Source organism: Proteus sp. TSJ240517 (assembly GCF_047921575.1).
In the GTDB taxonomy this organism is placed as follows: domain Bacteria; phylum Pseudomonadota; class Gammaproteobacteria; order Enterobacterales; family Enterobacteriaceae; genus Proteus.
The window spans coordinates 169,819-196,098 of record NZ_JBLRMH010000004.1 but is presented as its reverse complement, the minus strand read 5'-3'; the positions used below and the strand labels follow the sequence as shown (position 1 = coordinate 196,098).

21 protein-coding genes are annotated in these 26,280 nt (G+C 36.3%); 7 read left to right on the top strand and 14 right to left on the bottom strand.

Annotation, left to right across the window (positions count from 1 at the left end; translation table 11 throughout):
* Nucleotides 1–96: 96 nt before the first annotated feature.
* From ACNARN_RS08825 to ACNARN_RS08815, 3 genes are all read right to left on the bottom strand, one after another.
* A complete protein-coding gene (locus tag ACNARN_RS08825) occupies nucleotides 97–675 on the bottom strand; it encodes an NAD(P)H-dependent oxidoreductase (RefSeq protein WP_416304353.1) in 579 nt (192 codons plus the stop codon).
* Between the two features lie 357 nt (nucleotides 676–1,032).
* Nucleotides 1,033–1,932, bottom strand: coding sequence for a DNA-binding transcriptional regulator YafC (gene yafC, locus ACNARN_RS08820; RefSeq protein ID WP_198619701.1), 900 nt, complete (start codon nucleotides 1,930–1,932; stop codon nucleotides 1,033–1,035).
* A gap of 246 nt (nucleotides 1,933–2,178) precedes the next feature.
* A complete protein-coding gene (locus ACNARN_RS08815) occupies nucleotides 2,179–2,469 on the bottom strand; it encodes a putative quinol monooxygenase (protein ID WP_196533439.1) in 291 nt (96 codons plus the stop codon).
* A 299-nt stretch (nucleotides 2,470–2,768) separates the two neighbouring features.
* On the opposite strand from ACNARN_RS08815, the gene ACNARN_RS08810 reads away from it, so the two are divergent.
* The 5 genes from ACNARN_RS08810 (at nucleotide 2,769) to ACNARN_RS08790 (ending at nucleotide 10,195) form a co-directional block, all read left to right on the top strand.
* Entirely contained in the window at nucleotides 2,769–3,929 is a 1,161-nt protein-coding gene (locus ACNARN_RS08810) for an MFS transporter (RefSeq protein ID WP_198619700.1), read from the top strand.
* Between the two features lie 1,760 nt (nucleotides 3,930–5,689).
* Entirely contained in the window at nucleotides 5,690–7,216 is a 1,527-nt protein-coding gene (locus ACNARN_RS08805; RefSeq protein WP_198620774.1) for an L-lactate permease, read from the top strand.
* A 119-nt stretch (nucleotides 7,217–7,335) separates the two neighbouring features.
* Nucleotides 7,336–8,055: a (Fe-S)-binding protein gene (locus tag ACNARN_RS08800; RefSeq protein WP_099659343.1), complete on the top strand. Its 720-nt coding sequence runs from the start codon at nucleotides 7,336–7,338 to the stop codon at nucleotides 8,053–8,055.
* A 12-nt stretch (nucleotides 8,056–8,067) separates the two neighbouring features.
* Complete coding sequence (locus ACNARN_RS08795) at nucleotides 8,068–9,489, top strand: LutB/LldF family L-lactate oxidation iron-sulfur protein (RefSeq protein ID WP_198620775.1); 1,422 nt, start codon at nucleotides 8,068–8,070, stop codon at nucleotides 9,487–9,489.
* 1 nt (nucleotide 9,490) lies between these two features.
* Nucleotides 9,491–10,195 carry a LutC/YkgG family protein gene (locus tag ACNARN_RS08790; RefSeq protein WP_198620776.1) on the top strand — a complete coding sequence of 235 codons (705 nt, stop codon included), beginning with the start codon at nucleotides 9,491–9,493 and terminating at the stop codon, nucleotides 10,193–10,195.
* Nucleotides 10,196–10,318: 123 nt separating this feature from the next.
* On the opposite strand, the gene umoC is transcribed toward ACNARN_RS08790, so the two are convergent.
* Complete coding sequence (gene umoC, locus ACNARN_RS08785) at nucleotides 10,319–10,723, bottom strand: lysozyme inhibitor LprI family protein (protein ID WP_100159051.1); 405 nt, start codon at nucleotides 10,721–10,723, stop codon at nucleotides 10,319–10,321.
* A gap of 398 nt (nucleotides 10,724–11,121) precedes the next feature.
* On the opposite strand from umoC, the gene ACNARN_RS08780 reads away from it, so the two are divergent.
* Entirely contained in the window at nucleotides 11,122–11,466 is a 345-nt protein-coding gene (locus ACNARN_RS08780) for a DMT family protein (RefSeq protein ID WP_075670926.1), read from the top strand.
* Between the two features lie 406 nt (nucleotides 11,467–11,872).
* Complete coding sequence (locus tag ACNARN_RS08775; RefSeq protein WP_109371014.1) at nucleotides 11,873–12,256, top strand: YkgJ family cysteine cluster protein; 384 nt, start codon at nucleotides 11,873–11,875, stop codon at nucleotides 12,254–12,256.
* 476 nt (nucleotides 12,257–12,732) lie between these two features.
* Here the strand turns inward: ACNARN_RS08775 and ACNARN_RS08770 are convergent, their stop codons facing one another.
* The 10 genes from ACNARN_RS08770 to galE form a co-directional block, all read right to left on the bottom strand.
* On the bottom strand, nucleotides 12,733–13,311 hold the full coding sequence (locus ACNARN_RS08770; protein WP_232797532.1) for a DUF1287 domain-containing protein: 579 nt from the start codon (nucleotides 13,309–13,311) through the stop codon (nucleotides 12,733–12,735).
* A gap of 228 nt (nucleotides 13,312–13,539) precedes the next feature.
* Nucleotides 13,540–14,706, bottom strand: a complete 1,167-nt coding sequence (locus ACNARN_RS08765; RefSeq protein WP_109371020.1) for an MFS transporter — start codon at nucleotides 14,704–14,706, stop codon at nucleotides 13,540–13,542.
* Between the two features lie 398 nt (nucleotides 14,707–15,104).
* A complete protein-coding gene (locus ACNARN_RS08760) occupies nucleotides 15,105–15,962 on the bottom strand; it encodes an alpha/beta hydrolase (protein ID WP_232799455.1) in 858 nt (285 codons plus the stop codon).
* 113 nt (nucleotides 15,963–16,075) lie between these two features.
* The gene (locus ACNARN_RS08755) at nucleotides 16,076–18,112 is read right to left on the bottom strand and encodes an IreA family TonB-dependent siderophore receptor (protein ID WP_198620778.1); all 2,037 of its coding nucleotides are present in this window, start codon (nucleotides 18,110–18,112) and stop codon (nucleotides 16,076–16,078) included.
* Between the two features lie 257 nt (nucleotides 18,113–18,369).
* Entirely contained in the window at nucleotides 18,370–20,004 is a 1,635-nt protein-coding gene (locus ACNARN_RS08750; protein WP_368927672.1) for a sodium/sugar symporter, read from the bottom strand.
* A gap of 322 nt (nucleotides 20,005–20,326) precedes the next feature.
* Nucleotides 20,327–21,337, bottom strand: a complete 1,011-nt coding sequence (locus ACNARN_RS08745) for a substrate-binding domain-containing protein (RefSeq protein WP_416304352.1) — start codon at nucleotides 21,335–21,337, stop codon at nucleotides 20,327–20,329.
* Nucleotides 21,338–21,520: 183 nt separating this feature from the next.
* Nucleotides 21,521–22,591 carry a galactose-1-epimerase gene (galM, locus tag ACNARN_RS08740; protein WP_416304351.1) on the bottom strand — a complete coding sequence of 357 codons (1,071 nt, stop codon included), beginning with the start codon at nucleotides 22,589–22,591 and terminating at the stop codon, nucleotides 21,521–21,523.
* Nucleotides 22,591–23,751: a galactokinase gene (gene galK, locus ACNARN_RS08735; protein WP_198620782.1), complete on the bottom strand. Its 1,161-nt coding sequence runs from the start codon at nucleotides 23,749–23,751 to the stop codon at nucleotides 22,591–22,593. The genes galM and galK overlap by 1 nt, the downstream gene beginning before the upstream one ends.
* Before the next feature lie 258 nt (nucleotides 23,752–24,009).
* The gene (locus ACNARN_RS08730; protein WP_198620783.1) at nucleotides 24,010–25,065 is read right to left on the bottom strand and encodes a UDP-glucose--hexose-1-phosphate uridylyltransferase; all 1,056 of its coding nucleotides are present in this window, start codon (nucleotides 25,063–25,065) and stop codon (nucleotides 24,010–24,012) included.
* Between the two features lie 45 nt (nucleotides 25,066–25,110).
* Nucleotides 25,111–26,127, bottom strand: a complete 1,017-nt coding sequence (gene galE / locus ACNARN_RS08725) for a UDP-glucose 4-epimerase GalE (RefSeq protein WP_198620784.1) — start codon at nucleotides 26,125–26,127, stop codon at nucleotides 25,111–25,113.
* Between the last annotated feature and the right edge of the window lie 153 nt (nucleotides 26,128–26,280).

Genomic DNA, 26,280 nt, shown 5'->3' with positions numbered 1-26,280 from the left:
AAGTTTATTGAAAAAATAAAGGTCACTAGTCTTCTATCATAGTGACCTTTAAACGTGTTTTATGTATGTTCCAAACGGCTATACGAATAAATAAACTCAACCAAAGACGTGAGTTAAATGTGCTTTATATTCAGCAATATCATTCTCAACCGTTGGCTCTTTAATAACATCATTGACCATAAAAGTCGGTAATTGAGATAATCCTAAAAATTGTTGTGACTTGTGGAAAGCGAAATAAACACCATCAACACCTCTGCCATCAAAAAAATTACCAAATTCATTAAAGGCTTCAACAGGCGCATTCCACGTTACAGAGATCATGTATTTCTTACCTTGTAACAGCCCTCCTGTACCGTATTGCTTTTTAAGATCACGACGCGTACGCCCATCGTTCTCATATAACTTGCCATGACCAAATGTATACACATCATCCATATATTTTTTTACTTTCCACGGCATCATCATCCACCAGCCAGGCATTTGATAAATAATGGTGTCTGCCCATAGAAATTTCTCGATTTCGTCGTCAATATCATAGCCATCTTCTATTTGGGTTTCTTTAACGCTATGACCTAATGTAACTAAATGCTCAGCAGCAACATCATGTAGTGTACGGTTTAATTGACCAGCAGAATGACCGAAGTTTTGACCACCATTAATCAATAAAATATTCATGCCAACTCCTAAATTTTCTCTTGCGATACGTTTAATAGAGTTAATTTAACAGGAAATAAAAAAATTCGCACGCAACACCAAAATCTATAAAAAATTAAAATTCAGGATTATTTTCTTATTATTAAAAATTAACAAAGATAATTAAGAATAAAAAACCAAAATAGACCGCTTTTACGATTGGGTATATTAATAATAGAGATTATTGCTTTTTAGGCAAAAGTCTATTGTTGCTCAGGCTATTTTGTTAAACCGTTGGCTGTTATAACATTAATAAGAATATCTTCTAATCTGATAGGATCGTCTTACTATCACACCAAGATAAACTGTAAGAAATTAAGGATATTAGTGTGCTAAAAGTTACAGCTTTAATGTGTCAGATAAATATTGAGTTAAACTATCAATAAAAACACGGATACGTTGGCTCACCACGCGATCACTATAATAAACAGCATGAAAAGGTAATGGTATAGATTGTAATTTATCGCTAAATAGCTCAACTAGTTTGCCTTCTTGAATATCTTTATTCACCATAAAATCAGATAAACAAGCAATCCCTTCACCACTCACGCATAATTGCCTTAATGTTTCGCCACTGTTTGAAGATATCCCTTCTGTTACCGTAATTAATGCATTTTTTTCGATTTCTAAAGGCCATGTATTTAATGAAACTGGCTCAGTAAATGTTAAACAAGTATGTTCGCTCAATGCTTGCGCTGCTGTCGGAATTCCTTTTCGCTCTATATATTTTGGCGAAGCAATAATTTTACGATAGCTATTAAATAAAGGGCGAGCACGTAAACTTGAGTCTGTTAAATGGCCAACTCGTATGGCCACATCCACTTTACGCTCAATTAAATTCACAAAAGTTTCTGATGAGACTAATGACAAAATAATATCAGGGTATTGTTGGCGAAAAATAGAAATAAAAGGGATCAACAAATGTAATACAACAGGAGTTGCCGCATCGATACGCAGTAAACCTTTAGGTGAATTTTGTGTGCCATATAACTCATTTTCAGCGGCTTGCATTTCCTGCAAAATAACTTTCATTCGCTGAAAATAAAGTTCACCTTCTACGGTAAGATCAATTTGGCGGGTCGTTCTATTCAGTAAATTAACACCTAATTTATCTTCTAATTTCTTCACTGTTCGGCTGACGGCTGAATTAGCCAGATTCAGTTTATCAGCTGCTTTTGTAAAGCTTTTATGTTCAACAACTTCAACGAATACTCTCGCTTCTTCTGACGTTGCTTTCATACAATAAGTTCCAGTGCTATTAGGTAGTATATTGGGATTTAAGGATACGGACATTTTTTTATTATTGCAATTAAGTTAATAATCAGGGGAGAATAGTGAGTTATTGTAAATAGTGTGAATGGTATAAATAAGCGTTACTACTTAAAAAATAAGCAGATATACATAATGTACATCTGCTTAAATCATGGTTTAAACATAAAATTTTTATTTAAAATAATAAGACACATTAACGGAGGGTAAATAAAATCAGGCTAATTTTTCAATAAATTTGATATCTAATAATTCAATTTTATCTTTTAGGTTTTCAACAAACGCTTTCATATGTGCTGTTTCATTGTGTTTATCGATAGCGCTCTGGTTTTCCCATATTTCAAAGAAAATAAAGGTTCTTGGTTGAGTGGTATCCTTATGAAGTTCATACTGGATACATCCTTCATCTTTATGGCTTGGTTTTATCATTGCTTTGCAAGCAGATAACACTTCATTTTCATGATTTTCTTTTGCCACAATTGTGGCAATTAATCTGACATTATTCATATGAAATCCTATATTCCAACATAAGTGTAAATGACAAATAAATAACAACCTGAAATTACTCTAGCATAATTCTTTATTTCATTATTTACATTTAGGCAAAAATAAGTTGCTGATATTGTTATTGTCATAATGATTATTATTTTTATTAAAAAGCAATTCAATAATATAAACACCACAATCATTATTGCCATTAAAGCAATAGTCTATTGTTTTTTTCATTATTTATTGCATTTTTTTACTTCATTACACTAGCACCCTATTAAATTTCAAATTTATTATTCACCTTATTAGGATGCGCTATGAAAACCTTTCTCCCTTTATTAGCTCTGGCTACTGGGGCATTTGCAATAGGAGCCTCTGAATTTACACCAATGGGATTACTACCTAATATTGCTTCAGGGCTAGATATCTCGATCACAACAGCAGGTGGCCTCATTACAGGTTATGCTGTCGGTGTTATGGTTGGCGCTCCTATTATGACATTGGGCTTAGGTCGATTAACAAAACGACATGCTTTAATTTTCCTATTATTGCTCTTTATTGCAGGCAATTTATTCGCCTCACAATCTGATAGCTATTGGGGATTAATGGTTGCAAGGCTAATAACGAGTCTTAATCATGGTGCTTTTTTTGGTATTGGATCAGTAGTAGCCGCAAGTCTTGTTGAAAAACATAAACAAGCTGCTGCCGTTGCCGCTATGTTTATGGGATTAACTCTTTCAAACTTGATCGGTGTTCCTTTTATTACTTGGATTGGTCAAGTTTATGGCTGGCGTTTAGCCTTTGTTCTTATTTCTGGATTAGGTGTTGTGACACTGATGGGTTTATTAATGCTGCTCCCTACGATCCCTAAAGGAAACAAGCCTAATATCAAGTATGAATTAAAAGTACTCACTCGTTTACCTGTTGTGTTAGCACTACTGACTACCGTATTTGGCGCCTCTGCTCTTTTTGCTCTTTATACATACATCGCCCCTTTCCTTATTAATATTGTTCATATCAGCGAAAGCGATGTCGCAATGCTACTTGTTGTGATTGGATTAGGATTTACCGTAGGTAATTACTTAGGGGGTAAGTTATCGGCAAAAGGAATTGATAGAACATTAGTGATGTTTTTTATATTACTGATTTTATCAATGATCCTTTTACCCTTAGTTTCAAATCATTTGTTCTTAACGATTATCACTCTTTTTATTTGGAGTGTGGCGAGCTTCGCCCTTGTTCCACCACTGCAAATAAAAACAATGCAGATAGCCCATGATGCGCCGGGTTTAGTTTCATCAGTAAATATCGGTGCATTTAATTTAGGCAACGCTATTGGAGCCGTTATTGGCGGAGTTGCTTTAAAATACAGTTACAACATTGTCCCTTTAAGTGCGGCCTTAGTTGGGATCATTGGTTTATTACTGGTTTTTGCTCAATATAAAGTGAAAAGAGAACCACAAAGAAGCTTGGCTTAGTCTTTAACGCCCTATTCATACTCACTAAAAAATGAACCTAGTTCACACTTTGGTTCTTTTTTTTCATGTGTAACAACGTCGACAATAAAATGTAAACAATTTTACCAATATCAGACAAACTGTTTGTTTTTGCCAACTTATTTCAACGTTTATGGATGGCGTCAAATGTTAAATCCTAAAACATCGCTAACATAATCGCTGATTTCCATTATCAAAACAGAGCTATTTAATGATGAAAATAATCTTTTCACTATTAATACTCCCATAATAATCTCAGGATAATGTCACTTATTGTGAGATAAGCTTATAGAGCTAAAACAGGCAGCAACACATTTACACACTAAAGAAAATATTCCGTTAGAGATTATTACGTAGCTGAATCGAAAATAATTATCTGTAAACTCACTTTTCAATCACCTTTTTTACTTTGAATATTTGTATGACAATTATCTAGATGAAATTAATATTTCACCTAAAAATGAGACTATTACTTCAAAAATATTTCATATCTTATCTTTGTTCTATAACAGTCAACTTAAACACTTTTAAAAAGGTAAGAAATCCCCTTAAATAAATATTTTCCTATTATTAAATAGAATTTATTTCACGTTTTCTTATTTATAAAGAATAAAAAAAATAGACTTTTTACTTTTATCAATACGATCAAGATCACGTCAATCATATCTTTAATTGAGGAACATTAGGAAGAACCATTCTCATTTATTATTTACTTTTCTTATCATGGTTCCATTATCCCACTGATTTGTATTACAATTAAATCTAGTTTGAAAGCGAGTAATTGTGCGCCTCTGGATACAAAAAGAAGTTAATCATTGATGAGAAAATCATATTAAAGTCCATTTAAACAGTTAATATAATAATATTAATTTTGTATAATTAAAATTATTATATTAAGAATAAATAAAAACAAATCAATGATAACAATTTATTTTCACACTAGATAAAAATAGATATAAATTAGAAATAAAAAAATAAATATATTTTAATAAATAAAAAACACGTAAAGAATAGGCAAGAAATAAAAAAAACAAAATAAAGAAAACACTAAACATTAAAACAAGATAGAAAAAACAAAATAAAATATTAAAAATACAAAGTAAAATATTATTGATAATGAAATAAAGTATTATAAAAATAAAAAAACGATAATTTAAATTATTAAGACAACAAAATTTATAACAATAAAATATCGAAATAAAAAATTTTTAGTTTATTTGTTAATAAAATAGGTAAAAAAGTAATTCATTAATTTAATTTATGTTTATTTTGGGGGTTGATGGTCTTTTTTTACCCTAAAAATGGCATTTTAGACTTCAATTTATCTTTTTATTACATAGCTAAAACCATCAATATCGTTCTTTTTTTCATCAAAAACCAATTTTGCAACAACATTAGCAATGCAATTACATTGATGAGCGTCAAAAAACACGACAATTAACAAGCAAATAATGAGAAAAAAGGAATTTTTTTATATTTGTCACACAATTGATTTTATTCTATTACATATCAATAAATATTCCCTACAATAGCCAACTAATCTAACCTGACAATTTCCTAAGTGATGATATCTTTCATTGTTTAGGTTAGTAACTATCTTTTTTTATTTATGATTTATCGTTTCAGCAAAGTAGAGCATTAATAAAACCTAGTACCCTACACAATTATATAATGACCAACTTATAGGTTTGCCAACGCAGTTATAAACGATAACAATTGCAAACTTAAGGATAAAAATAATCATGTCAGACTATCTATCATTCTTATTAGGCATTGTGCCTTTAGCGGTTTTGATTTTTATGATTTTAAAAATGAAATCAGCCGTTCACCATGCCGTGCTTGTATCTTTAGTGATAACTGTTGCACTTGCTATTTTCCATTGGAACAACACCATTCAATTTGCTTCAGTCTCTGTCCTTTATGGCGCAGTTAAAGGATTGTGGCCAATCATCATCGTTATTCTTGCTGCCATTTATAGCTATAACTTAATGCTAAAAACAGGTGGCATGGATGTCCTTAAAGATGTACTGGCTGGCATAAGTGATGATAAGCGAGTGCAAGTTCTGCTTATCTCATGGTGTTTTGGTGGCTTTCTTGAAGCTGTTGCGGGTTATGGTACTGCGGTTGCCATTCCTATCGGTATTTTAATTGCACTTGGATTTGATCCTTTTAAAGCAGCAGTTGCCTCTTTAGTTGCCAATACAGTTCCTACTGCTTTTGGTGCAGTCGGTATTCCAGTTTCAATTTTGGCGCAAAATACTGGGCTTGATGTATTAGTACTGAGTAAAACGATTATTATTCAGTTGGGATTATTTAATATCGTATTGCCTTTTGTCATCGTTGCCATTGCTGGTGGCGGAATTAAAGCGATTAAAGGTGTCGGATTTATTACCTTAATGTGTGGTATCAGTACACTGATCCCTCAATATATCGTTGCAGCTAATTTAGGTGCTGAATTACCAGCGTTTGCAGGTAGCTTAGTCAGCTTAATTGTGGTTATTTTCCTTGCTAAACGCATGAAAAATAGTGGTGATAAACAGAAAAATGTCCAAAAACATACTGGCAAAGAGTTGTTAGTAGCAAGTTCTATTTATCTGTTTACTTTTATCTTTATTTTAGCGTGTTCACCTTTATTCCCTACGCTCCAAAGCATGGCAAGTGCGATTTCCACAAAGATCCCATTTGTATTAAGTGAAACACAAACGGAATATCAAACCATTGCTTGGTTAAGTACACCGGGGGTATTAATTATTCTCGCCAGCTTTGTGGGGGGAACCATTCAAGGCGCAAGTGTTTCAACACTTATCTCTGTTCTGGTTAAAACGACTATCCAACTGAAAAACTCAATTATTGCCATCACAGCAATCGTAGCGATGGCAACTGTCATGGATTTCAGTGGCATGATTGGCAGTATCGCTGAAACCTTAGTCGATTTCACAGGTGCAGGATTTATCTTTATTGCCCCAGTGATCGGTGCGTTAGGAACGTTCGTAACAGGTAGTGACACCAACTCTAACGTACTGTTTGGTAAGTTACAAACCAGTGCAGCCGCTAAACTTAATATTGACCCATTCATTCTGGCCGCTGCCAATACCTCTGGTGCAACGGGCGGTAAAATGATTTCACCTCAAAGTATCGCCATTGCTGTTTCAGCGACAAAAATGGATGGCCAAAGCAGTGCCATTATGCGTGAAACCTTAAAATACTGTATCGCCTACATTGTTATTCTTGGGGCGAAGATCGGTATTATTTATCATCTAATGAACTAATTAATAAGGAGAAGTGAGCGTGTTTATTCCATTCACTTCTCCTCTTATAACGAAGCAATAAAAGAATTTTATCTTTAGTAAAAATAATAACATCTGAGCGATGTTTTGGAGTTCGATTAATGAAAGTTAATTTTTATGCGACCTGTCTTGGTGATGTGCTGAAAGCAGATTCAGCCCGAGACACCGTCTTGTTACTTGAAAAATTAGGCTGCGAAGTCTTATTTCAGGAACGCCAAGGTTGCTGTGGTCAGCCTGCGCTTAATAGCGGTTATGTTAATAATGCAAAACCCGCCATGAAATCGTTAATTGAAACATTGGAAGTGAACGACTATCCCATTATTTCACCCGCAGGCTCCTGTACTTATGCCATTAAAGGTTACCCAACTTATCTTGCTGATGAACCACAATGGGCATTACGGGCACAAGGTGTTGCCGATCGCCTTATTGATTTAACCAGCTTTATTGTTAACACTCTTGGTGTTGTCGATGTTGGGGCTCGTCTGCCAGGTAAAGCGGTTTATCACCCATCTTGCAGTTTAACCAGAAAATTAGGTGTCGTAAGTGAGCCTTTAACGCTGTTAAAACATGTTGAAGGTCTTGAAATGTTACCTTTTGCAAACTCAGAAACCTGCTGTGGCTTTGGGGGAACTTTCTCCGTGAAGATGTCTGAAATTTCAGGCGAAATGGTGACTGAAAAAGTCAAACATATTATGGATGTGAGTCCTGATTATGTCATTGGTGCCGATACAAGCTGCTTAATCAACATTCAAGGTCGTTTAAGTCGTGAAAAACGTCCTGTAAAAGTGTTGCATATTGCACAAGTTTTAATGAGCCAATAAGGGAGCCTGCTTATGTCTATCAAAACCAGTGATATAGATTTCAGACCTCGTCTAGAACATGAAATGAAAGACACAATCATGCGTAATGCGGTTGTTATGGCGCAAGAACGCATTGGGGCTAACCGTCAAATCATGGTGAAGGAGCTAGGTAATTGGGAAGAGTGGCGTGATCGCGCTGAACAAATCCGTAACCATGTTCTTGAAAACTTAGATGCTTATCTCTATCAATTATCCGAAAAAGTGACTGAAAACGGAGGCCATGTTTATTTTGCTAAAACAGCAGAAGATGCCTCTCGTTATATTTGTGAAGTTGCCAAAAAGAAAAATGCGAAGAAGATTGTAAAATCTAAATCGATGGTCACCGAAGAAATTGGGATGAATAAAGCCTTACAAAATGAAGGCATTGAAATCATCGAAACTGACCTTGGTGAATATATTCTTCAATTAGATAATGATCCACCGTCTCATATCGTGGTTCCAGCGATCCACAAAGATCGTTATCAAATTCGCAAAGTCTTAAATGAAAAACTCAATTATGAAGGCAGTGAAACGCCAGAAGATATGACGCTTTTCATTAGACAACGTATAAGACAAGATTTCCTTTCTGCTGATATTGGTATCACTGGCTGTAACTTTGCCGTGGCTGAAACAGGTACTGTCTGTTTAGTCACCAATGAAGGTAATGCAAGAATGACCACAACACTACCTAAAACCCATATAGCGGTTATGGGTATGGAACGTGTGGCTCCTACCTTTGAAGAAGTTGATCCGTTGATAACCATGTTATGTCGTAGTGCCGTTGGCTCACGTTTAACCAGTTATAACACTTGGGTGACAGGCCCACGCGAAGCGGGCAATGTTGATGGCCCTGAAGAGTTCCATTTAGTAATTGTCGATAATGGTCGTTCTGAAATTTTAGGCTCACAATTTAAAGATATTTTACGTTGTATTCGTTGTGGTGCTTGCCTAAATACATGCCCTGCTTATCGTAATATTGGTGGTCATGCTTATGGATCAATTTATCCTGGTCCAATTGGTGCGGTAATTTCACCATTATTAGGGGGTTATAAAGATTTCCACGATCTCCCTTATGCATGTTCGCTATGTAACGCTTGTAATGTAGTTTGCCCAGTCAAAATTCCTTTAGCACAACTGATTTTAAAACATCGCCGTGTGATGGCAGAAACAGGCCTTACACCAAAAGCAGAACGTCGAGTGACAGGTATGTTTAACTACCTCAATTCACACCCTGCCCTTTGGAAAGTGGGTATGAATGTCGGTGCAAAAATGGCGGGATTAATGATCAAAAATGGTTCTACACCAATCAAAATTAGTGTTCTTAATGATTGGATGGAATCACGTGATCTCCCTAAACCAGATGGTTATAGCTTCCGTAGTTGGTTTAAACGCCATAAAGCAGAAGGAAAAAAATAATATGTTAAACGAACAAAATCGTAATGAATTTCTGCAAACTATTGCTGAAAAATTAGGACGTCCTATTGCGCATAAGCCACAGCCGCAGCCTACACCAGTGAATGATTTAGCGAAAACACGCTTAACTAATTTAACTCAAGATGAACTGTGCAAAGAGTTTACGGACTTTGCACAGACTCAAATGGTGAAATGTGTTGTTAGCAAACCGAATGAAGTTATTAATAGCCTAATTGAGCTATGTGAAAGTTATGATTGTAAAGGCTCGGTGGTAATAAGTGGTGATGAGCGTTTAGATGCACTTGGCATCACAAAAGCGGTTAGCGAAAAATACGAAACTTATATTTGGGATCCTACACTTGGGCGTGAAAATATTGTTCATGCTGAACGCTCTCAAATCGGAATTGTTTTTGCTGAAGCGGGATTAACGGAATCTGGTGGAATTGTTTTATTTTCGTCTCCAGAGAAAGGACGTGCCGTGAGTTTATTACCTGAAACCTCAATTGTGATCCTACGTAAAAGCGATATTTTGCCTCGTGTGGCTCAAATTGCTGAGCGTTTACATAAGATGGCTCAAGAAGGTGTGAGAATGCCGTCTTGTATCAATTTAATTGGTGGTGCAAGTTCCACTGCTGACATTGAATTGATTAAAGTATGGGGGGTTCATGGCCCTGTTCATGCAGCTTATCTTATTATTGAAGATTGCTAATTCAAGATAAAATAACGTTAAAACGATAACAAAATAGCTAACAGTCAGAGTCGATCATCGACGCCTAAATCAAACCCAAAAGATAAGTTAATGGCTTTTGGGTTTTTCTCTATTATTTACCAATTAATTATTTAATAAAACTTTTGCTCTCCATTGATTTAATTTTATTTCACATGCGAGTAAAACATCTCCTGCCCCAGAACCGCCCATTAATAATGCGGATTGTCGTTGACATTCAGCGCTTCTAAATTGAATAAAATGCTGCTGAGAACTGGCTAATGCATCAATGGCACTTTTCGCTGCAACAGAATCAGTATCTTCAAGATCACTCTTACTTTTGTCATAAATGACATTCATTTGCTGTTCTGTCAGTTTTAACTCATCCAATAAACAAGCTTGCACAGCGGTTCTTGGCTCGTTTGCGGTCACTTCATAACATTTCGCTAAAGGATCGTATTTACCTTGTGCTGAAGAAAAAAAGCTCACTGTAAGTAAACTACAAGAGATCAGAAATAAACTTATCTTCACGCGAATTCCTTATAGATATTTATAATAAAATTTATGTTTAACATAATGTATAAAATAACTAATATCATATCTATTAGTGCGAATAACTTCATTTTAGGACATATCGCATCTTACTTGATAAATTTAAATTTCAATCGATTAATAATAAGAAAATATTATTTAACACAATATCAATAGATTGAAATTCAGCCAATAATTTTAAAAATAGCCATTTACTACTTTAACTTTGCATTGAATTGATAAAATAACAAACTTTCTTATATCGAAAAAAGTCTGCCATTTTAGTTTTCACTATTTTTTTTCTTAGCATAGCAATAGAAAACCCTCTTTTTTTGCAGTAATCTCATACTATTCTTATTGGCAATTTTTGCCTAAAAACGACCAGTGGTATCACTAATATGTTCTACAAATTTACCCCTATTATTCTTCTTATAATTTCCAACGTTTTTATGACATTTGCTTGGTATGGACATCTAAAATATGGCAATAAACCCCTTATTGTTGTCATTATTTTAAGCTGGTTGATTGCATTTGTTGAATACTGCTTTGCTGTACCCGCAAATCGCATTGGTCATAATTATTACAGTGCAGCAGAATTAAAAACCATACAAGAAGTGATCACATTAACTATTTTCGCTATTTTTTCTGTCACTTACTTGGGAGAAAATTTTACATTAAATCATTTTATTGGTTTTCTTTTAATTGGTGCAGGTGCTTTATTTATTTTTAAAGGCCCTTTTTAGAAAAACCGATTAGTAGATATCATTAGCTCATTTTTACAGCATGTTATCTACGCTTATTTTGTTATCGCCTTATCAAAACTGATAAGGCTTTTTTTATTCGAAATCTCATTTTCTGATTACTTTTAATACTATTTATAGTGTGATTTTTACGGAGGATTAAATAACATCATCACTTACCATTAAGTTATATAGTCTACTCAGATTTTTTTTCCAAAATAATAGTCTGTTTTGTAATAAAAATATTCTATATATAGAAACATTTCTCTTGAAAAATATTTTTCATTCGGCGCATAATGATTGCTCTAAGAGAAGCATCGTTTCTCTGTCTTTTTTTGCCTCTCTTAAACTACCGCACCCTTAAAACGTGCGTTTTGTCACTTTAACGTCAGATAAAATGGTATCTGGTATGAGCAAACATTCTAACGATTTTATTTATATGCAGGATAATCCCTGTATGCATTGTGGTGCTTGTTGCGCCTATTTTAGAGTTTCGTTCTATTGGGCTGAAATGGTAAGTGGTGGCGGTGTGGTTCCAGATGAATTAACAGAACCATTAACGCCTTTTCTCTCTTGCATGAAAGGAACAAATTCTAAAAAACCACGCTGTGACAAACTGATTGGTGAAGTTGGAGAGTGTGTAAGCTGTTCTATCTACGAACAACGTCCTTCTCCTTGTCGTGAGTTTCAACAATCTTGGGTAAATGGCATTCCTAATGAAGCTTGTGATCGTGCGAGAGCGGCTTATGGTTTACCGCCATTAACTCATATCACCTTACCTCACAGCGCGTAAGACATCAGAGGGGTTAAGCCCCTCCTGATTATTTAGTAATACCCAACACGCTTTTTTATAAAAAATAAAATAACAGTGCAAAAAATTGTTATTAAATAACACGTTAGTTTGACTTTATTTTTAAATAACCTAGTATATAAGGTAATGAATTAATAACGTGTGTTTAGCGAGGTTTTTTATTTAAAAATAGCGATATATTTGGAGGGTATTATGATCAGTAGCTCTTTTTTTATCCTTTTCCTTTCTTTTATCTGTTCTACTGCTGTCGTTAGTATGTTACTCGGTGGCTTAGAGGAATGATTATGAATATTTCTGATGAAAATATTCTTCCCCAGAAATAATGCCCATACTTTACATAAAATCAGTATGGGCATTATTTTACTTGTCGTTTAAATTCTAGATTTATTTTTCCTGTTATTATTTTTATTCTATTTTTTATAAAAAACCAGATACCCAAACTTTCCTCGTTTATCTATTTAGTAAGTAAAATGCCCCGTTATTTTCCATGAAAATAAGACATCCTCTGCGACTTGTCCAAACCCAATATTATGCATAACTAGATAGCGTTGGTTATCCCCGCTTTTCTTATTTACTACAATGCCAATATGAGGTCGCCCATTATCTAAACGCCAGCTAACAATATCGCCTGGCACATAATCTTCGGCATTTTTTGTAATCGGTTTTACTTTTCCTTTTCGTGTGAAAAAGACCTCTAAATTGGGAACTCTACGGTGATCAATATTCGTATCGGGTTTATTCAATCCCCACATTCGTTTACTTGGGTAAGCAGAAAAATTTGCTTTAATATCTTCATGTAATAATTTTTGTAAATCGATATCAATCCCACGATAACTACGAATAATCACATCACTACAGACTCCTTTATAAGCAGGCACGTCCCCCATTGGGTAGTCTATTTTACGATAATCAGAGTCGTAAAATACGGCTCTTGGTAAGTTAGCCGCATACTCCACCAGCTTTTTATTTTGTTCTGAAGTTAGCGCTTGTGCACTTGAAAAGGGAGTAATGAGTAAGAGTAAAACAGTAATTCCCATTATTTTCACTGTATGTTCTCCATGAAAAAGTTAAATCCATTATTTAAGAAAGAAATAACATTATCTGTTTATACTGATAAAGCACAGCATAAAAATATCAGGGAAGTCTTAATTCGTTTTTAGAGCCGTTTTTAGAGTAGAGATAAAAAAACCGAGCCACCTTTAGGGTAAGCTCGGCTGATAAATAAGGGAAAAAAATAAGAAAGAGAAAAAGTAAGAGAATACAGTTTAGTTCAACACAATATGACTTTTACGGCGTAAACTTGCAAACAGCATGTAAACTGCCGTCACTAATAACACCACAAAGAAGAAATTCATAATGCCGTTATTGGCTTGCGCCATAAACATTCCCGCCCCTAAAGGCCCAATAGCGGAGCCAATGCTATAACTTAATAGCATCACTTGTGTAATAGCGACAATGTAACTCGCGTTCACATGATCGCATGCCAATGTAATAGCGATAGGATAAAGTGCAAAAGAAGACATTCCCAATAGCGCTAGTGCAATAATAAGCACCATATAATCGCTAGAAAGATAAGTCAGTCCCATGGCAAAAACTCCCACTAAACACATCATCGCTAATAACAGTGTCTTGCTGATCATCACAGACAATTTGCTAATAATAGGCTGGATCACCATTCCGCCTAAAATAATTGCTGCCATCAACACACCTATTTGGTCTGTTGTAAATTGCCCTTGATTTAAAGCCAATGGCATCATGCCATAAATACTACCCATCACAACGCCAGATACCATACAGCCCACTAAAGCGGCTTTATTTAATCGGCTCATCTGCTTGAGTGATAAACTTTTATGAGAGTGCCCTTGTGGTTGCCCTTGTTTAAAAAGTAGAGGCGGTAATACGGCAATGAGTAATAAAACTAATATCGCCATAAACGGGATAGCGCCTTGCGTACCAATTGCACCAATCGCCAATTGTCCTAATGTTGTGCCGCCATAAAGCGAGGTCATATAAAAACCTAAGCGTTTAGCTCGCTCTTTAGGATTATCGCCAATTAATAACCATGACTCGACAACAACAAATATACCTGCAACCGCCATACCACCAATAAAACGGAAAACCATCCATGCTGATAAATAAGGCATTAAAGGCAACACACCGACCGTCACTGCCAACAATAATAAAAATACAACGAAAGAAAGACTGTGCCCTATTCTTGCAATAATAGGTTCTATCATGACTGAACCTATTAACAATCCAATAAAATAAATACTTGCTAACCAACTGGCATAGAGCGTATCCATTCCAAAACTGCTCATAGACAGTGGAATTAAACTCATTAAATAGCCTGACGCGATAGCAAATACCGTTAACCCAGCCACAGGTACTAATGTACTGTCGCCTTTGCGTACCAAAGTAGTGTTCTGTTTCACTACCCTCGTCTCCACAGTCAAAACGGTTGATGATGCGCTGTTTTCTCGATGCCTGATAGAGGCGGTTCTTTTATCTAGGAAAGATAAAAGAAACAAAGGTGAAAACAGTGGATGGCGTTCCTAAATTCAGGAGACGCGAATATAGCGTTTAAATGATGATAAATAAAATTATAAAATCTAATGTCAGAAAACAATTTTATTTATATCAATCATGATTATCGTCTTTTTCCACCAAAAAGAAATAGCGCTAATCTAATATTTATTTTTATTAAATGATAAGTATTTTTTATTAAGAAGACTATGAGTAAATACGTGCTAAATAAAATAAAAATAATAAACATTCATTACTATCCTATCGTTACTCGATAGGATAGCTAAAAATGAAGAGATACTTTTGTTTATTCCACACTTTTCTCTAAAGCAATTTTAATGGCATCAGGAATTGAACCACCGTGACCTTTGCCCTCAAACAGATAAAACTCACACTGTTTTCCCGCTTCCGATAAATATTGACATAACTGACGTTGCGTTAACCAGCTACTACGCTTTTGATAATTTTTCTGTTGTTCTTCACTTAATTGGCTTAAATCTGGTTTTTCTTCTTTTTCCCCCAAGGTTATTGCAATAGAAATATCATTAGGAATAGCTTGCCATTGCTCTTGTTTCACCCATTCGCCTTTTCCCCACCATAATGATGGGCTTGCTGCGATATAACGTTGAAATGTTTCTGGATGATTGAATAAAACATAGAGGGTAAACACGCCACCAAAGGAGTGACCAAACAAAGATTGCTGAGTGATCGAAACGTGTTCTTTAGCGAGTTGCTCTAACGCATAAGGCCTTACTTGCGTTAAGAAGAATTGATAAAAATTTTCTGCATTTCCACCTCGGCTAAATGCCTCTCCTTTTACACTCGGCGTGTAGTCATGCGTTCTCTCTGTAATAAAATAAGCTTTATCCCCCACATACCCCACACTGATAATCGCAGGCAACGGTTTGTTTTTCTGCTTTATGGCTTCGTTTATCATCAACGGAAACTGGGCATTTCCATCAACACTATAAATTAGCGTTGTCTTAGTGGCGTTTTTAGGAATAGCAAGAAAGAGGCGATATTGTTTTCCTTCATATGCCACTTCCTTATTTGTAATTTGATAATAAGAGTGAGCCTGAGACTCAATTTCAGGAACTTCTTGGTTAGGTCTAGCTTGAGCCACCGCAGATAACATAATCATTCCACATAACATTAGTATTCGCATAAATCAGATACTCTGTCGGTAATTTAAAAAGTAAGCCATTAAGATGAAAATAATAGAGAGGCATAAAAAAATAAACCCCATACTTAACGGGGTTTATTTAAATTTAGGCTCGATTAGAAGCTATATTTAATATTTGCCCAATAACGACGACCTTCATCGACAACCCAGTTGCCGCCTTTATCATTTACAGCAGGACCTGTTTCATCTGTAATATTTAATACTGCAAAATTAAACATCGTGTTTTTATTAAAGTTGTAGGTCATTCCTAAATCAAAGGTTGTGTACCCACTACGATAACGTGCCCCAGTGTAACCATTACGTTGTGCCGCCCAAACTTGCTTACCAGTATAAGCGGTATTGGCATAAAAACTGGTTGCTTCGTCAAACTGCCAATCAACTCGTGCATTGGCGCTGTGTTTTGGTGTTAAATCTAATGGATAGCCTTTTAAGGATTCACCTGATGCTAATTTTTCATCATCACTTTTACGTTCTGAATCGATATAAGTGTAGTTTGCATTGACATGCCAACTTTCTGTAATTGGGAAACCAACCGCGGTTTCAATCCCTTTAATATTCGCTTTACCGACATTATCGTATTGATACAGTTTTAAACCCGTAATTGGGTCTATTTCGCCTGTATCGTAGTTAGTTAGCTTATCTTTAAAATCAGTATTAAAGAACGTCACACTTGCAGTAACACCATCTCCATTATCATAGCCAATACCAATTTCTTGGCTAACAGACGTTTCAGGTTTTAAATCACGATTACCGTACATAATCGCGCGACCTTTCTCTGTTGAAGTGCCATATTCTGGGCTAATTTCACGTAAGCTTGGTGCTTTAAAGGCTTTAGCTACACCACCTTTTAAGGTGAATTCATCCGTTAAATGATAAACGGCGTACGCTCTTGGGCTCCAGTGATTACCGTAATATTCGTGATCATCAAGACGCACACCGCCAGTTAATGCGAGGTTGTCTGTTACGCTATATTCATCTTCAAGGAATAACGCTTTTTGATCTGCGGTAATGGTGGATTGTTTAATACCAGAGCCAGTGGATGATTCATCTTTTAAACGTGAATATTGATATTGACCACCAAAAGTCATCACGTTATCAGGCAAGAATGCAGTAAATTTCGCATCAAAAACAGTATTGGTAATTTCAGGGCGACGATCTTCATAATACTTCTCGCGCTCTTTTGTCACCTTATCAATCATTTCTGTTTTGGTGATGCGTTTAGTCTGTTCTTGATAAACACTTAATTCTGAATGCAGAATATCAAACTGATTTTTATAGGTTAATGCCCAGTGATTACGGTCATTATTGGTTTCCAGCATTTTATTTTCATCCGCTTTTCCACCACGGATAGTAAATTCACTCATGGATTTACCTGGTGTCGTTGTACGTTGTAACGTATTGCGACCCGCTTCTAATAAAATGGTTTGATTATCAGTCGGTGTGAAAGCCAATTTTGCCGTAATATTTTTATTGTCATTACGACCTTGGCCATAAGTGATTTTATCTTCAGCACGTAAATAGCTACTGCCATAAAGCTGTAAGCCTAATTTATCTTCAATTAAAGGTCCTGAAAGATAAAAATCACCATTAATGGAATCGCCTGCATCACGGTTATGTTGCAATGTACCGCCAAGTGCAACAGAGCCATGCCACTCTTTTGTTACTGGTTTCGTGATGATATTGATAACACCACCCATTGCATCTGAACCATACAGAGATGACATTGGTCCACGAATAACTTCTATACGTTCAATCGCCTCTGCTGGTGGAATAAAACCACCTTCATAACCACCACTCCCATTAGGACGTGACTCACGGCTATTTTGGCGACGACCATCAACAAGAATAAGGGTGTAGTCACCTGGTAAACCACGCATGGTGATTTCTTGTTTATTAGCATTACCATTAATGCTAACACCTTCAACACCTTTTACGGCGTCAGCTAAATCATGAACGGGCTTTTTAGCGAGTTGTTCTTTGCTGATCACGGTGATACTTGCTGGTGCATCTGTAATTTGTTGAGCAAACCCTGATGCTGATACTACAAGTTTTTCTTCTTTGTTTTCTTGTGCATACAGCGGATAAGAGGCAGATAAAATACAGGCTGTTAAAACACCCATTTTAAAGTTCATAGCAGTTCCCTGAATTAATAACGGTTATAGTAATGAGAATGATTAATATTATCTTAATCAAATATTCATGAGAATGATTTTCTTTTCATATTTAGTGTTTTTTTTTAATCTGCATCAAAGCAAATTAGTGCTATTCCGATTAAGTACAGAAATAGCGGATCTTGAGCACAAAAAAAGCAGATGGCATAACCATCTGCTTTGTATCGTTTTGTAGGGTATTTTTAGATTTAGAAAATTAACAAATTACACTCTTGCTATTACCAGAATACGGCGTAAAGCACACACAAAATGACCATAATGGCGTAAGAAGCAATATTGAATCCGCTTTGTGTTTTAAAGGTTTTATCTGTTAATGCAATCGCCCCTACACTGTCATCAGTTTTAGTCGAGGTTAAACTCACTAAACCAATCACAACAGTAGTAAACATAAAGGTGTACATCATTTGATCAAGGAATGGCATACCTAATGGCATTAATTTTAGAAATAATGCAAACGGTATAGATAAAACCACACCAATGATTGCGCCTTTTGCATTCGTTTTTTTCCAGAACAAACCTAACAGGAATACCGCTAAAATTCCTGGGCTGACTAAGCCTGTATATTCTTGAATATATTGGAATGCCTGATCGATACCACCTAATAATGGTGCAATAAAGCAAGCAATAATTAAAGCAACAACTGCACTAATACGACCCACGTTCACTAAACGGGTTTCAGAAGCTTTTGGCTCAATATACTCTTTATAGATATCCATCGTGAAAATAGTCGCAATAGAGTTAAGCATAGATGCCAAAGATGAAACTATTGCAGCGGCAAGTGCAGCAAAAACAACACCTTTTGCACCTACTGGTAAGAACTGAGTTAACCAAGGATAAGCTTTATCTGCTTGTGATAACGTTGGAATATGCTGTTGTGCCATTGTACCTAAACCTGCCATTAATTCAGGGTTAGTCGTAATAACAAATGCAGCAATACCCGGCACAACCACAAGAACAGGCACTATCAGTTTTAAGAATGCAGCAAACACTAACCCTTTTTGTGCTTCATTAATGGATTTAGCTGCTAAAGCACGCTGAATAATGTATTGGTTAAAGCCCCAATAATAAAGGTTAGCCACCCATAAGCCACCAATCAGCACCGCGATACCCGGCAAGTTCATAAACTGCGGATTATCTTTTTCTAAGATCATTTTAAAGTGATCAGGTGCAGCTTGTGTCATTTTGCTCAAACCTTCCATAATCCCGCCATCTCCACCGATATAGCTGACTGCTAATACAGTGGTAAATAAGCCACCAAGGATAAGGAAAAATACTTGTACCACGTCTGTCCACGCAACAGCAGAGAGTCCGCCATAGAGTGAATAGACAACAGCAAATAATGCTAAACCAATAATGGCATACATCATTGGTACACCAAGGATGGTTTCTAATGCCAATGAACCTAAATATAGTACCGATGTTAAGTTAACAAAGATAAATAATGCCAGCCAGAATACGGCAAGAATGGTTTTTAAGTTACGGCTTTTAAAACGATTCTCGACAAATTCTGGAATGGTATAAATACCTTTTTCGATAAAAACAGGTAAAAAGTATTTAGCAACAATAATTAATGTCAGTGCAGCCATCCATTCATAAGAAGCGATAGCAAGACCAATGGAAAAACCAGAACCAGACATACCAATGAATTGTTCTGCTGAAATATTAGCAGCAATAAGCGAAGAACCAATTGCCCACCAAGGAAGGGTTTTACCTGCTAAGAAATAGTCCTTTGTTCCTTTTTTCTCACCATCCTTTGAACGAGAAACCCATAATCCTAGACTAATAATGATGACGACATAGAGGGCAAAAATTGCATAGTCTATTGTGCTTAACCCAACACCTTCTGTATGCATAATATTTTCCTTTCAGACCCATAGAGAGAATAGGATTTTAATGTAAACGTTTTCACAATCTTTTTCCGTTACTCTGTTCACAAATTTATCGCTTATGTTACGTAAATGGATCATAAAACAGGAAAACGAACAATTAGCATAACGAGCAAAGCAAAATTTAAGCTTAAAATACGATGATAGTTTTATTTTATAAATTTCAGATATTAAAATAATCGTTGAAAAAACCCTACAAATGATAACGATTACACAAATTAATTAAGTATGACCTCTTAATGTAAAAACCATTAAGAGGATCGATTAAATTAAAAAGCAAATGAGGTAATTAAGAGAGGTGACTAAGATTAAAAACGGAATTACGTTGAACTAATGTTGGCGAAAAAATACGTTGTTTTTGTTCAAGCACTTCACCTTTAGAAAGCCTGATAGCGAGTGTTGCGGCTTGTTCTGCCATCATTTGTACGGGATAACGCACCGTGGTTAAACGAGGGTGAATATAGCGTGCAATTAATACGTCATCAAAGCCAATAACTGAGATTTTTTCAGGCACAGGGATTTCATTTTCATCAAGAACAGATAAAGCCCCAGCGGCCATAAAATCGTTGTAAGTCACTACGGCTGTAAAATCGATAGATTTCGTTAGTAGATGCATCATTGCTTTTTCACCGCCTTCACCTTCAGGCTCACCATACTCAATATAGCTTTCTGGCAATGAGATATTATTAGCTTCTAAAGCAGCTCTATAACCAGCAAGACGCTGAGTTGTATCTTCAATATGATGAGTAGATGAAATATATGCGATTTTAGTATGACCTTGACGAATAAGATGCTCTGTTGCCATCCATGCCCCTTTATAATTATCTAAAGCGACACAACGTTCGGCAATTGCAGGAATAAAACGGTTAATCAATACCATGCTTTTAACTTCTTGAGCATAAGCCAGCAACTCTTCATCAGAGAGTGCTTTTGAATGGATCACCAGACCATCACAGCGACTATTAATCAATAACTCGATAGATTGTCGCTCATCTTGAGCATCATGATAACCATTACAGACCAAGATGTGTTTCCCTGATTGTCTTGCAACGTTATCAACCGCTTTAACGAGTGTACCAAAAAAGGGATCAGAAACGTCATGCACTAAAACACCCAAAGTTTGCGTACTTTGGCTAACCAAAGCCCTTGCTGCTGCATTAGGTCGATAGCCTAGCTTTTGCATCGCAGCATTAACGGTTTCAATAGATGTCTGACTTGCTTTCGGCGAGTTATTAATGACTCTAGATACAGTCGCGACAGAAACACCCGCTTCTTTCGCTACATCTTTGATAGTCGCCATATCCACCCCTTATGGATCACCTTTATTCATGGTTAAGAAATAACGAACCGTTAATCTACAAACAAAGAAAAAAGAGAGTAATAGAATTTAAGTTGCTTGATTATCAGCGAAGAAGGGAAATTTAAAAAGTAAAAAGATCAAATAAATAGTGAAAAGGAAAGCGTTTACACTTTCCTTTTGTTGTTACGAATAAAACTTATAAATTGTTTGGCTATTCCACGCGGTATTTGCAGGTAAAATACCTTGGTTTTCATGCCATTCTGGATGATTAGGGCCATCTGGGAAATATTGTGTTTCTAATGCCAACCCTGAGTAATTGCCGTAATGACGACTCTTTCCTCTTGTTCCTACTAGAAAGTTACCTGTATAGAACTGCACAGAAGGCATGGTTGTAAAAACATCCATTTTAAGTTCGCCTTCAGGAGCAATCACCGTCGCAACAGGGGTTTTATCATCAATCGCTTTCTTATCTAAAATAAACGCATGATCGTAACCATTTGCGACTTTTTGGCACTCATCTGCCATAAAATCAAGGCCAACACGCTTTAATTTACGAAAATCAAACCCTGTCCCTATGACGCTTGCAAACTCACCTGTAGGAATATTGCCTTTACCATTTTTTAAATAATGAGTCGCACAAATTTTTAAATCATGCTCAAGTGCAGTGCGCGCAGTATGTTCACCCGCAAGATTGAAATAAGCATGATTAGTTAAACTTAATGGTGTCGTTTTATCACTCATCGCCTGATAATCAATACACACTTCATTATTATCTGTCAGTGTATAGGTCACGCTTACTTTTACAGTACCGGGAAAACCTTGGTCACCATCATTTGAAATTAGTGAAAAAGTGACAGATTGAGAAGATTGCGCGGTGATCCCCCAGCGAAGATGGCTAAAGTTTTGCTTACCACCATGTAAGGTATTTTTACCTTCATTCGCGCTAATTTTATATTCTTGCCCCTCTAATACAAACTTTGCCCCGGCAATGCGATTAGCAAAACGCCCAACCGTTGCACCTAAATATGCGGTTTGTTGTTTATGGGCATTCATATCCGCCGAGCCTAATAACACATCTCGACGATATCCATTAACTGGTACAATACAGGTTAACCAAGTCGCACCAATATCCATTAAAGAGATAGACATACCAAAACGATTTTTAAGCACTACTATTTGCGCAGGTTTTCCATCTGATGCGGGTTGTGCTGTCATTTGTTCAGGTTCAAGAAAACGAAGCTCATTAGTCGCCATTATTTTGCCTCCGAATAGCCCGCTCCTTGGCTTGCAGAGCAGACATAGATAGTTTCTTTTAATCCCGTTTTAGCTTCGTATTGCGCCTTAACAGAGTCAATGACTTTATCAACTAAATCTGGTGTCACTAATGCTACGACACAACCGCCAAATCCACCACCAGTCATTCTTACACCACCACGATCACCAATCACCGATTTAACAATTTCAACCAATGAATCAACCTCCTTGACTGTAATTTCAAAATCATCACGCATTGAGTGATGTGATTGCATCATCAGTTGACTTAATGTTGTTAAATCCCCTTCACGCAAGGCGTCAGCCGCTTCTAATGTACGGCTATTTTCAGTAATAACATGGCGTGCCCGACGATAAACCACGTCGCTCATTAATGCTTTTTTTGCAAGTAGATCCTCTAATGTGGCATCTCTTAATGCAGTCACATTTAAAATCTGAGCGGCTTCTTCACACTGTTGGCGACGAGTATTGTACTCACTATCAACTAACCCACGCTTTTTATTAGTATTGATAATCATCACAACCATATTTTCGGGCATTGTCACTGCCGACGTTTCTAATGAACGACAATCAATTAATAGTGCATGATTCTCTTCACCACAAGCCGAAATAAGCTGATCCATAATGCCGCAGTTACAACCAACAAATTGGTTTTCTGCTTTTTGACCATTTAATGCAATCTCTTTTTGGCTAATAGGTAATTGATAAAGTGTTTTAAGCGTTTGACCAATGGCGACTTCTAACGCAGCAGAAGAACTTAACCCTGCGCCTTGAGGGACATTTCCGGATATCGCAATATCCATACCATGAAAAGAATAGTTATCTTGTTGTAGAAAATGAATAACACCCCGAACGTAGTTAGCCCACATTTTATTAGGTAAAAACTCAATGGTATTATCGAGGCTAAATTCATCAACTTCATTTTGGTAATCAACAGCAATGACACGAATAATATTATCTTCTCGTTTTGCTGCGGCAACGACCATTTGATAGTTAATTGCACAAGGTAAAACAAACCCATCATTATAATCAGTGTGTTCGCCAATAAGATTTACCCTACCAGGCGCTTGAATAAAATGTGTAGGTGCGTAACCAAAAATAGATGAAAATGAACGAGTCACATTATTAATAAGTGCCTGCATAATAAATCCTTAGCTTAAAATTAAGTAATATATTCTAAATCATTTGAGTTGCAGGTAGGTGGCAAGCAAAGATATCCCGATGAGCATACTCATGTATATGATTCGGGTAGCTGAGCGTAGCCAACACCTCTGCAACTTGAAGGATGAGGAGTATAAAAAACCCATCACATCATTATGTAAATAATAAGATGCTTGATTTAATTTATTTCGTGCGCAAAAAGCAGATTAATTAAAATACCTTGCTATATTGCATGGCCATTAACGTTGCTCTTTATAATGAATGTCACTTACTTGACGTAAATTATTCGCGGCTTGTTCTGGCGTTAGATCTCTTTGCGATTCTGCCAGCATTTCATATCCCACCATAAATTTACGCACAGTGGCTGAACGTAATAATGGCGGATAATAAAGCGCATGTAATTGCCAATGATCGATATTTCTATCATCTTTAAAAGAAGGCGCAAAATGCCATCCCATTGAATAAGGGAAAGAACAGTGGAATAAATTATCATAACGACTTGTTAATTTTTTCATTGCAATAGCAAGATCATCTCGCTGAGCACTATTTAATTCACTCATTCTTCGAATATGCGCTTTAGGTAATAACATCGTTTCATAAGGCCAAGAAGCCCAATAAGGTACTACCGCCAGCCAATGCTCAGTTTCAACTACGGTACGACTTGCATCTTTACATTCAGCATCGACATAATCGATTAATAGATTGCGCCCGTATTTTTCAAAATAAGCTTTTAATTGCGCATCTTTTCGCGCTAATTCATTAGGTAAAAAATCACTCGCCCAAATTTGCCCATGAGGATGAGGTTGAGAACATCCCATCGTTTCACCTTTATTCTCAAATACTTGAACCCAAAGATATTCTTTGCTGAGTTCTTCTATTTGATTATCCCAAGTATCAACGATTTTACGTAAGCTACTGACGGATAATTCAGGAATAGTTTTTCCATGATCAGGTGAGAAACAGACAACTCGACTAATTCCTCTTACTGCTTGAGTTTGAAATAAAGGATTTGATGAAGGCTCAATATGATATTCGTCTTGCAACAACGCAGAATGGTCATTATTAAAGACATACGTTCCTGTGTAATCTGGATTTTTATCGCCAGAGACACGGGTGTTATTTGGACACAAATAACAGTGAGGATCATAAGAGGGAAGTGTCGCAATCTGAGGCTTTTCATCTTTGCCATTCCAAGGTCGTTTCGCTCTATGTGGTGAAACTAAAATCCACTGGCCAGTTAGCGGATTATAACGACGATGAGGATGTTCAACAGGATCAAAAATCAGTTTCGACATAGCCTTCTCTCTTATTTATTCAAGATTATCTGAATACTTTACGTCTTATTTCAGATAACCATTTGGGTTTTGTAACTGCCAACGCCAAGCATCCGCAGCCATATCATCAATTGAACGAATGGCTTTCCAGTGTAAATCTTTCTCTGCTTTTGCAGGGCTTGACCAACATTCTGCAATATCACCAGGACGACGAGCTTGTAATTGATAAGGAATAGGTTTACCGCTAGCTTTACGAAATGCTTCAATCATTTCAATCACGCTAGTACCGTTACCTGTTCCCAAATTATAAATATGTAAGCCCGCTTTTTTACCTAATGCATTTAATGCTGCGATATGACCATCTGCCAGATCCATAACATGGATATAATCACGAACACCGGTACCGTCTTTTGTTGGGTAATCATCGCCAAAAACAGCCACTTGTTCACGACGACCAATTGCCACTTGAGCAATATAAGGGGTTAAGTTATTTGGAATACCTTTAGGATCTTCCCCCATCGTACCTGATGGATGCGCCCCTACTGGGTTAAAATAACGCAACAAACTAATAGACCAACTTTCATCAGCAATAAATAAGTCAGATAAAATGCGCTCAACCATATATTTACTGGTGCCATAAGGGTTAGTCGTGCCCCCTACTGGCGAATCTTCAGTGATAGGAACCGCTTGCGGATCACCATAAACAGTTGCAGATGAGCTAAAAATAATGCTTTTTACGCCCGCATCACGCATACAACGTACGAGCACCAATGTGCCATTAACATTGTTGTCATAATATTCAATTGGCTTCTGGACGGATTCACCAACCGCTTTTAATCCCGCGAAATGAATAACAGACTGAATAGAATGCTTAGCAAAAATTGATGCTAATAGCTGCTCATCACGAATATCACCGTTATAAAACAGAGGGCGTTTACCTGTTAGGGCTTCAACACGATTAAGTACTTCTTCATTCGCATTGCTAAGATTATCGTAAATAATCGGTGTCATGCCTGCTTCAATCATTTGTACGCAAGTATGACTACCGATATATCCCATACCACCTGTCACTAATATTTCCACATTCACCTCTTTTGATTCAAAGGAAAAGCGCAAGACGGTTTCTGTTCACTGACACAGAGTTTAGCAAGATCAACAAAATCATTTCGTGATCAAACCGACATTTAGTGTAAACGTTTACACTCTTTTTGTGCGCTTTAAATTTTTATACAACAT

Bases quoted from the DNA above. Each gene is read 5' to 3' on its own strand.
- ACNARN_RS08790 (WP_198620776.1), top strand. From the start codon at position 9,491: ATGTTAAACGAACAAAATCGTAATGAATTTCTGCAAACTATTGCTGAA.
- galM (WP_416304351.1), bottom strand. From the start codon at position 22,591: ATGGCGACTAATGAGCTTCGTTTTCTTGAACCTGAACAAATGACAGCA.
- ACNARN_RS08800 (WP_099659343.1), top strand. From the start codon at position 7,336: ATGAAAGTTAATTTTTATGCGACCTGTCTTGGTGATGTGCTGAAAGCA.
- galK (WP_198620782.1), bottom strand. From the start codon at position 23,751: ATGCAGGCACTTATTAATAATGTGACTCGTTCATTTTCATCTATTTTT.
- ACNARN_RS08730 (WP_198620783.1), bottom strand. From the start codon at position 25,065: ATGTCGAAACTGATTTTTGATCCTGTTGAACATCCTCATCGTCGTTAT.
- yafC (WP_198619701.1), bottom strand. From the start codon at position 1,932: ATGAAAGCAACGTCAGAAGAAGCGAGAGTATTCGTTGAAGTTGTTGAA.
- ACNARN_RS08775 (WP_109371014.1), top strand. From the start codon at position 11,873: ATGAGCAAACATTCTAACGATTTTATTTATATGCAGGATAATCCCTGT.
- ACNARN_RS08750 (WP_368927672.1), bottom strand. From the start codon at position 20,004: ATGCATACAGAAGGTGTTGGGTTAAGCACAATAGACTATGCAATTTTT.
- ACNARN_RS08755 (WP_198620778.1), bottom strand. From the start codon at position 18,112: ATGAACTTTAAAATGGGTGTTTTAACAGCCTGTATTTTATCTGCCTCT.
- ACNARN_RS08815 (WP_196533439.1), bottom strand. From the start codon at position 2,469: ATGAATAATGTCAGATTAATTGCCACAATTGTGGCAAAAGAAAATCAT.
- ACNARN_RS08795 (WP_198620775.1), top strand. From the start codon at position 8,068: ATGTCTATCAAAACCAGTGATATAGATTTCAGACCTCGTCTAGAACAT.
- ACNARN_RS08780 (WP_075670926.1), top strand. From the start codon at position 11,122: ATGTTCTACAAATTTACCCCTATTATTCTTCTTATAATTTCCAACGTT.
- ACNARN_RS08760 (WP_232799455.1), bottom strand. From the start codon at position 15,962: ATGCGAATACTAATGTTATGTGGAATGATTATGTTATCTGCGGTGGCT.
- ACNARN_RS08745 (WP_416304352.1), bottom strand. From the start codon at position 21,337: ATGGCGACTATCAAAGATGTAGCGAAAGAAGCGGGTGTTTCTGTCGCG.
- ACNARN_RS08810 (WP_198619700.1), top strand. From the start codon at position 2,769: ATGAAAACCTTTCTCCCTTTATTAGCTCTGGCTACTGGGGCATTTGCA.
- ACNARN_RS08805 (WP_198620774.1), top strand. From the start codon at position 5,690: ATGTCAGACTATCTATCATTCTTATTAGGCATTGTGCCTTTAGCGGTT.
- ACNARN_RS08770 (WP_232797532.1), bottom strand. From the start codon at position 13,311: ATGGGAATTACTGTTTTACTCTTACTCATTACTCCCTTTTCAAGTGCA.
- ACNARN_RS08825 (WP_416304353.1), bottom strand. From the start codon at position 675: ATGAATATTTTATTGATTAATGGTGGTCAAAACTTCGGTCATTCTGCT.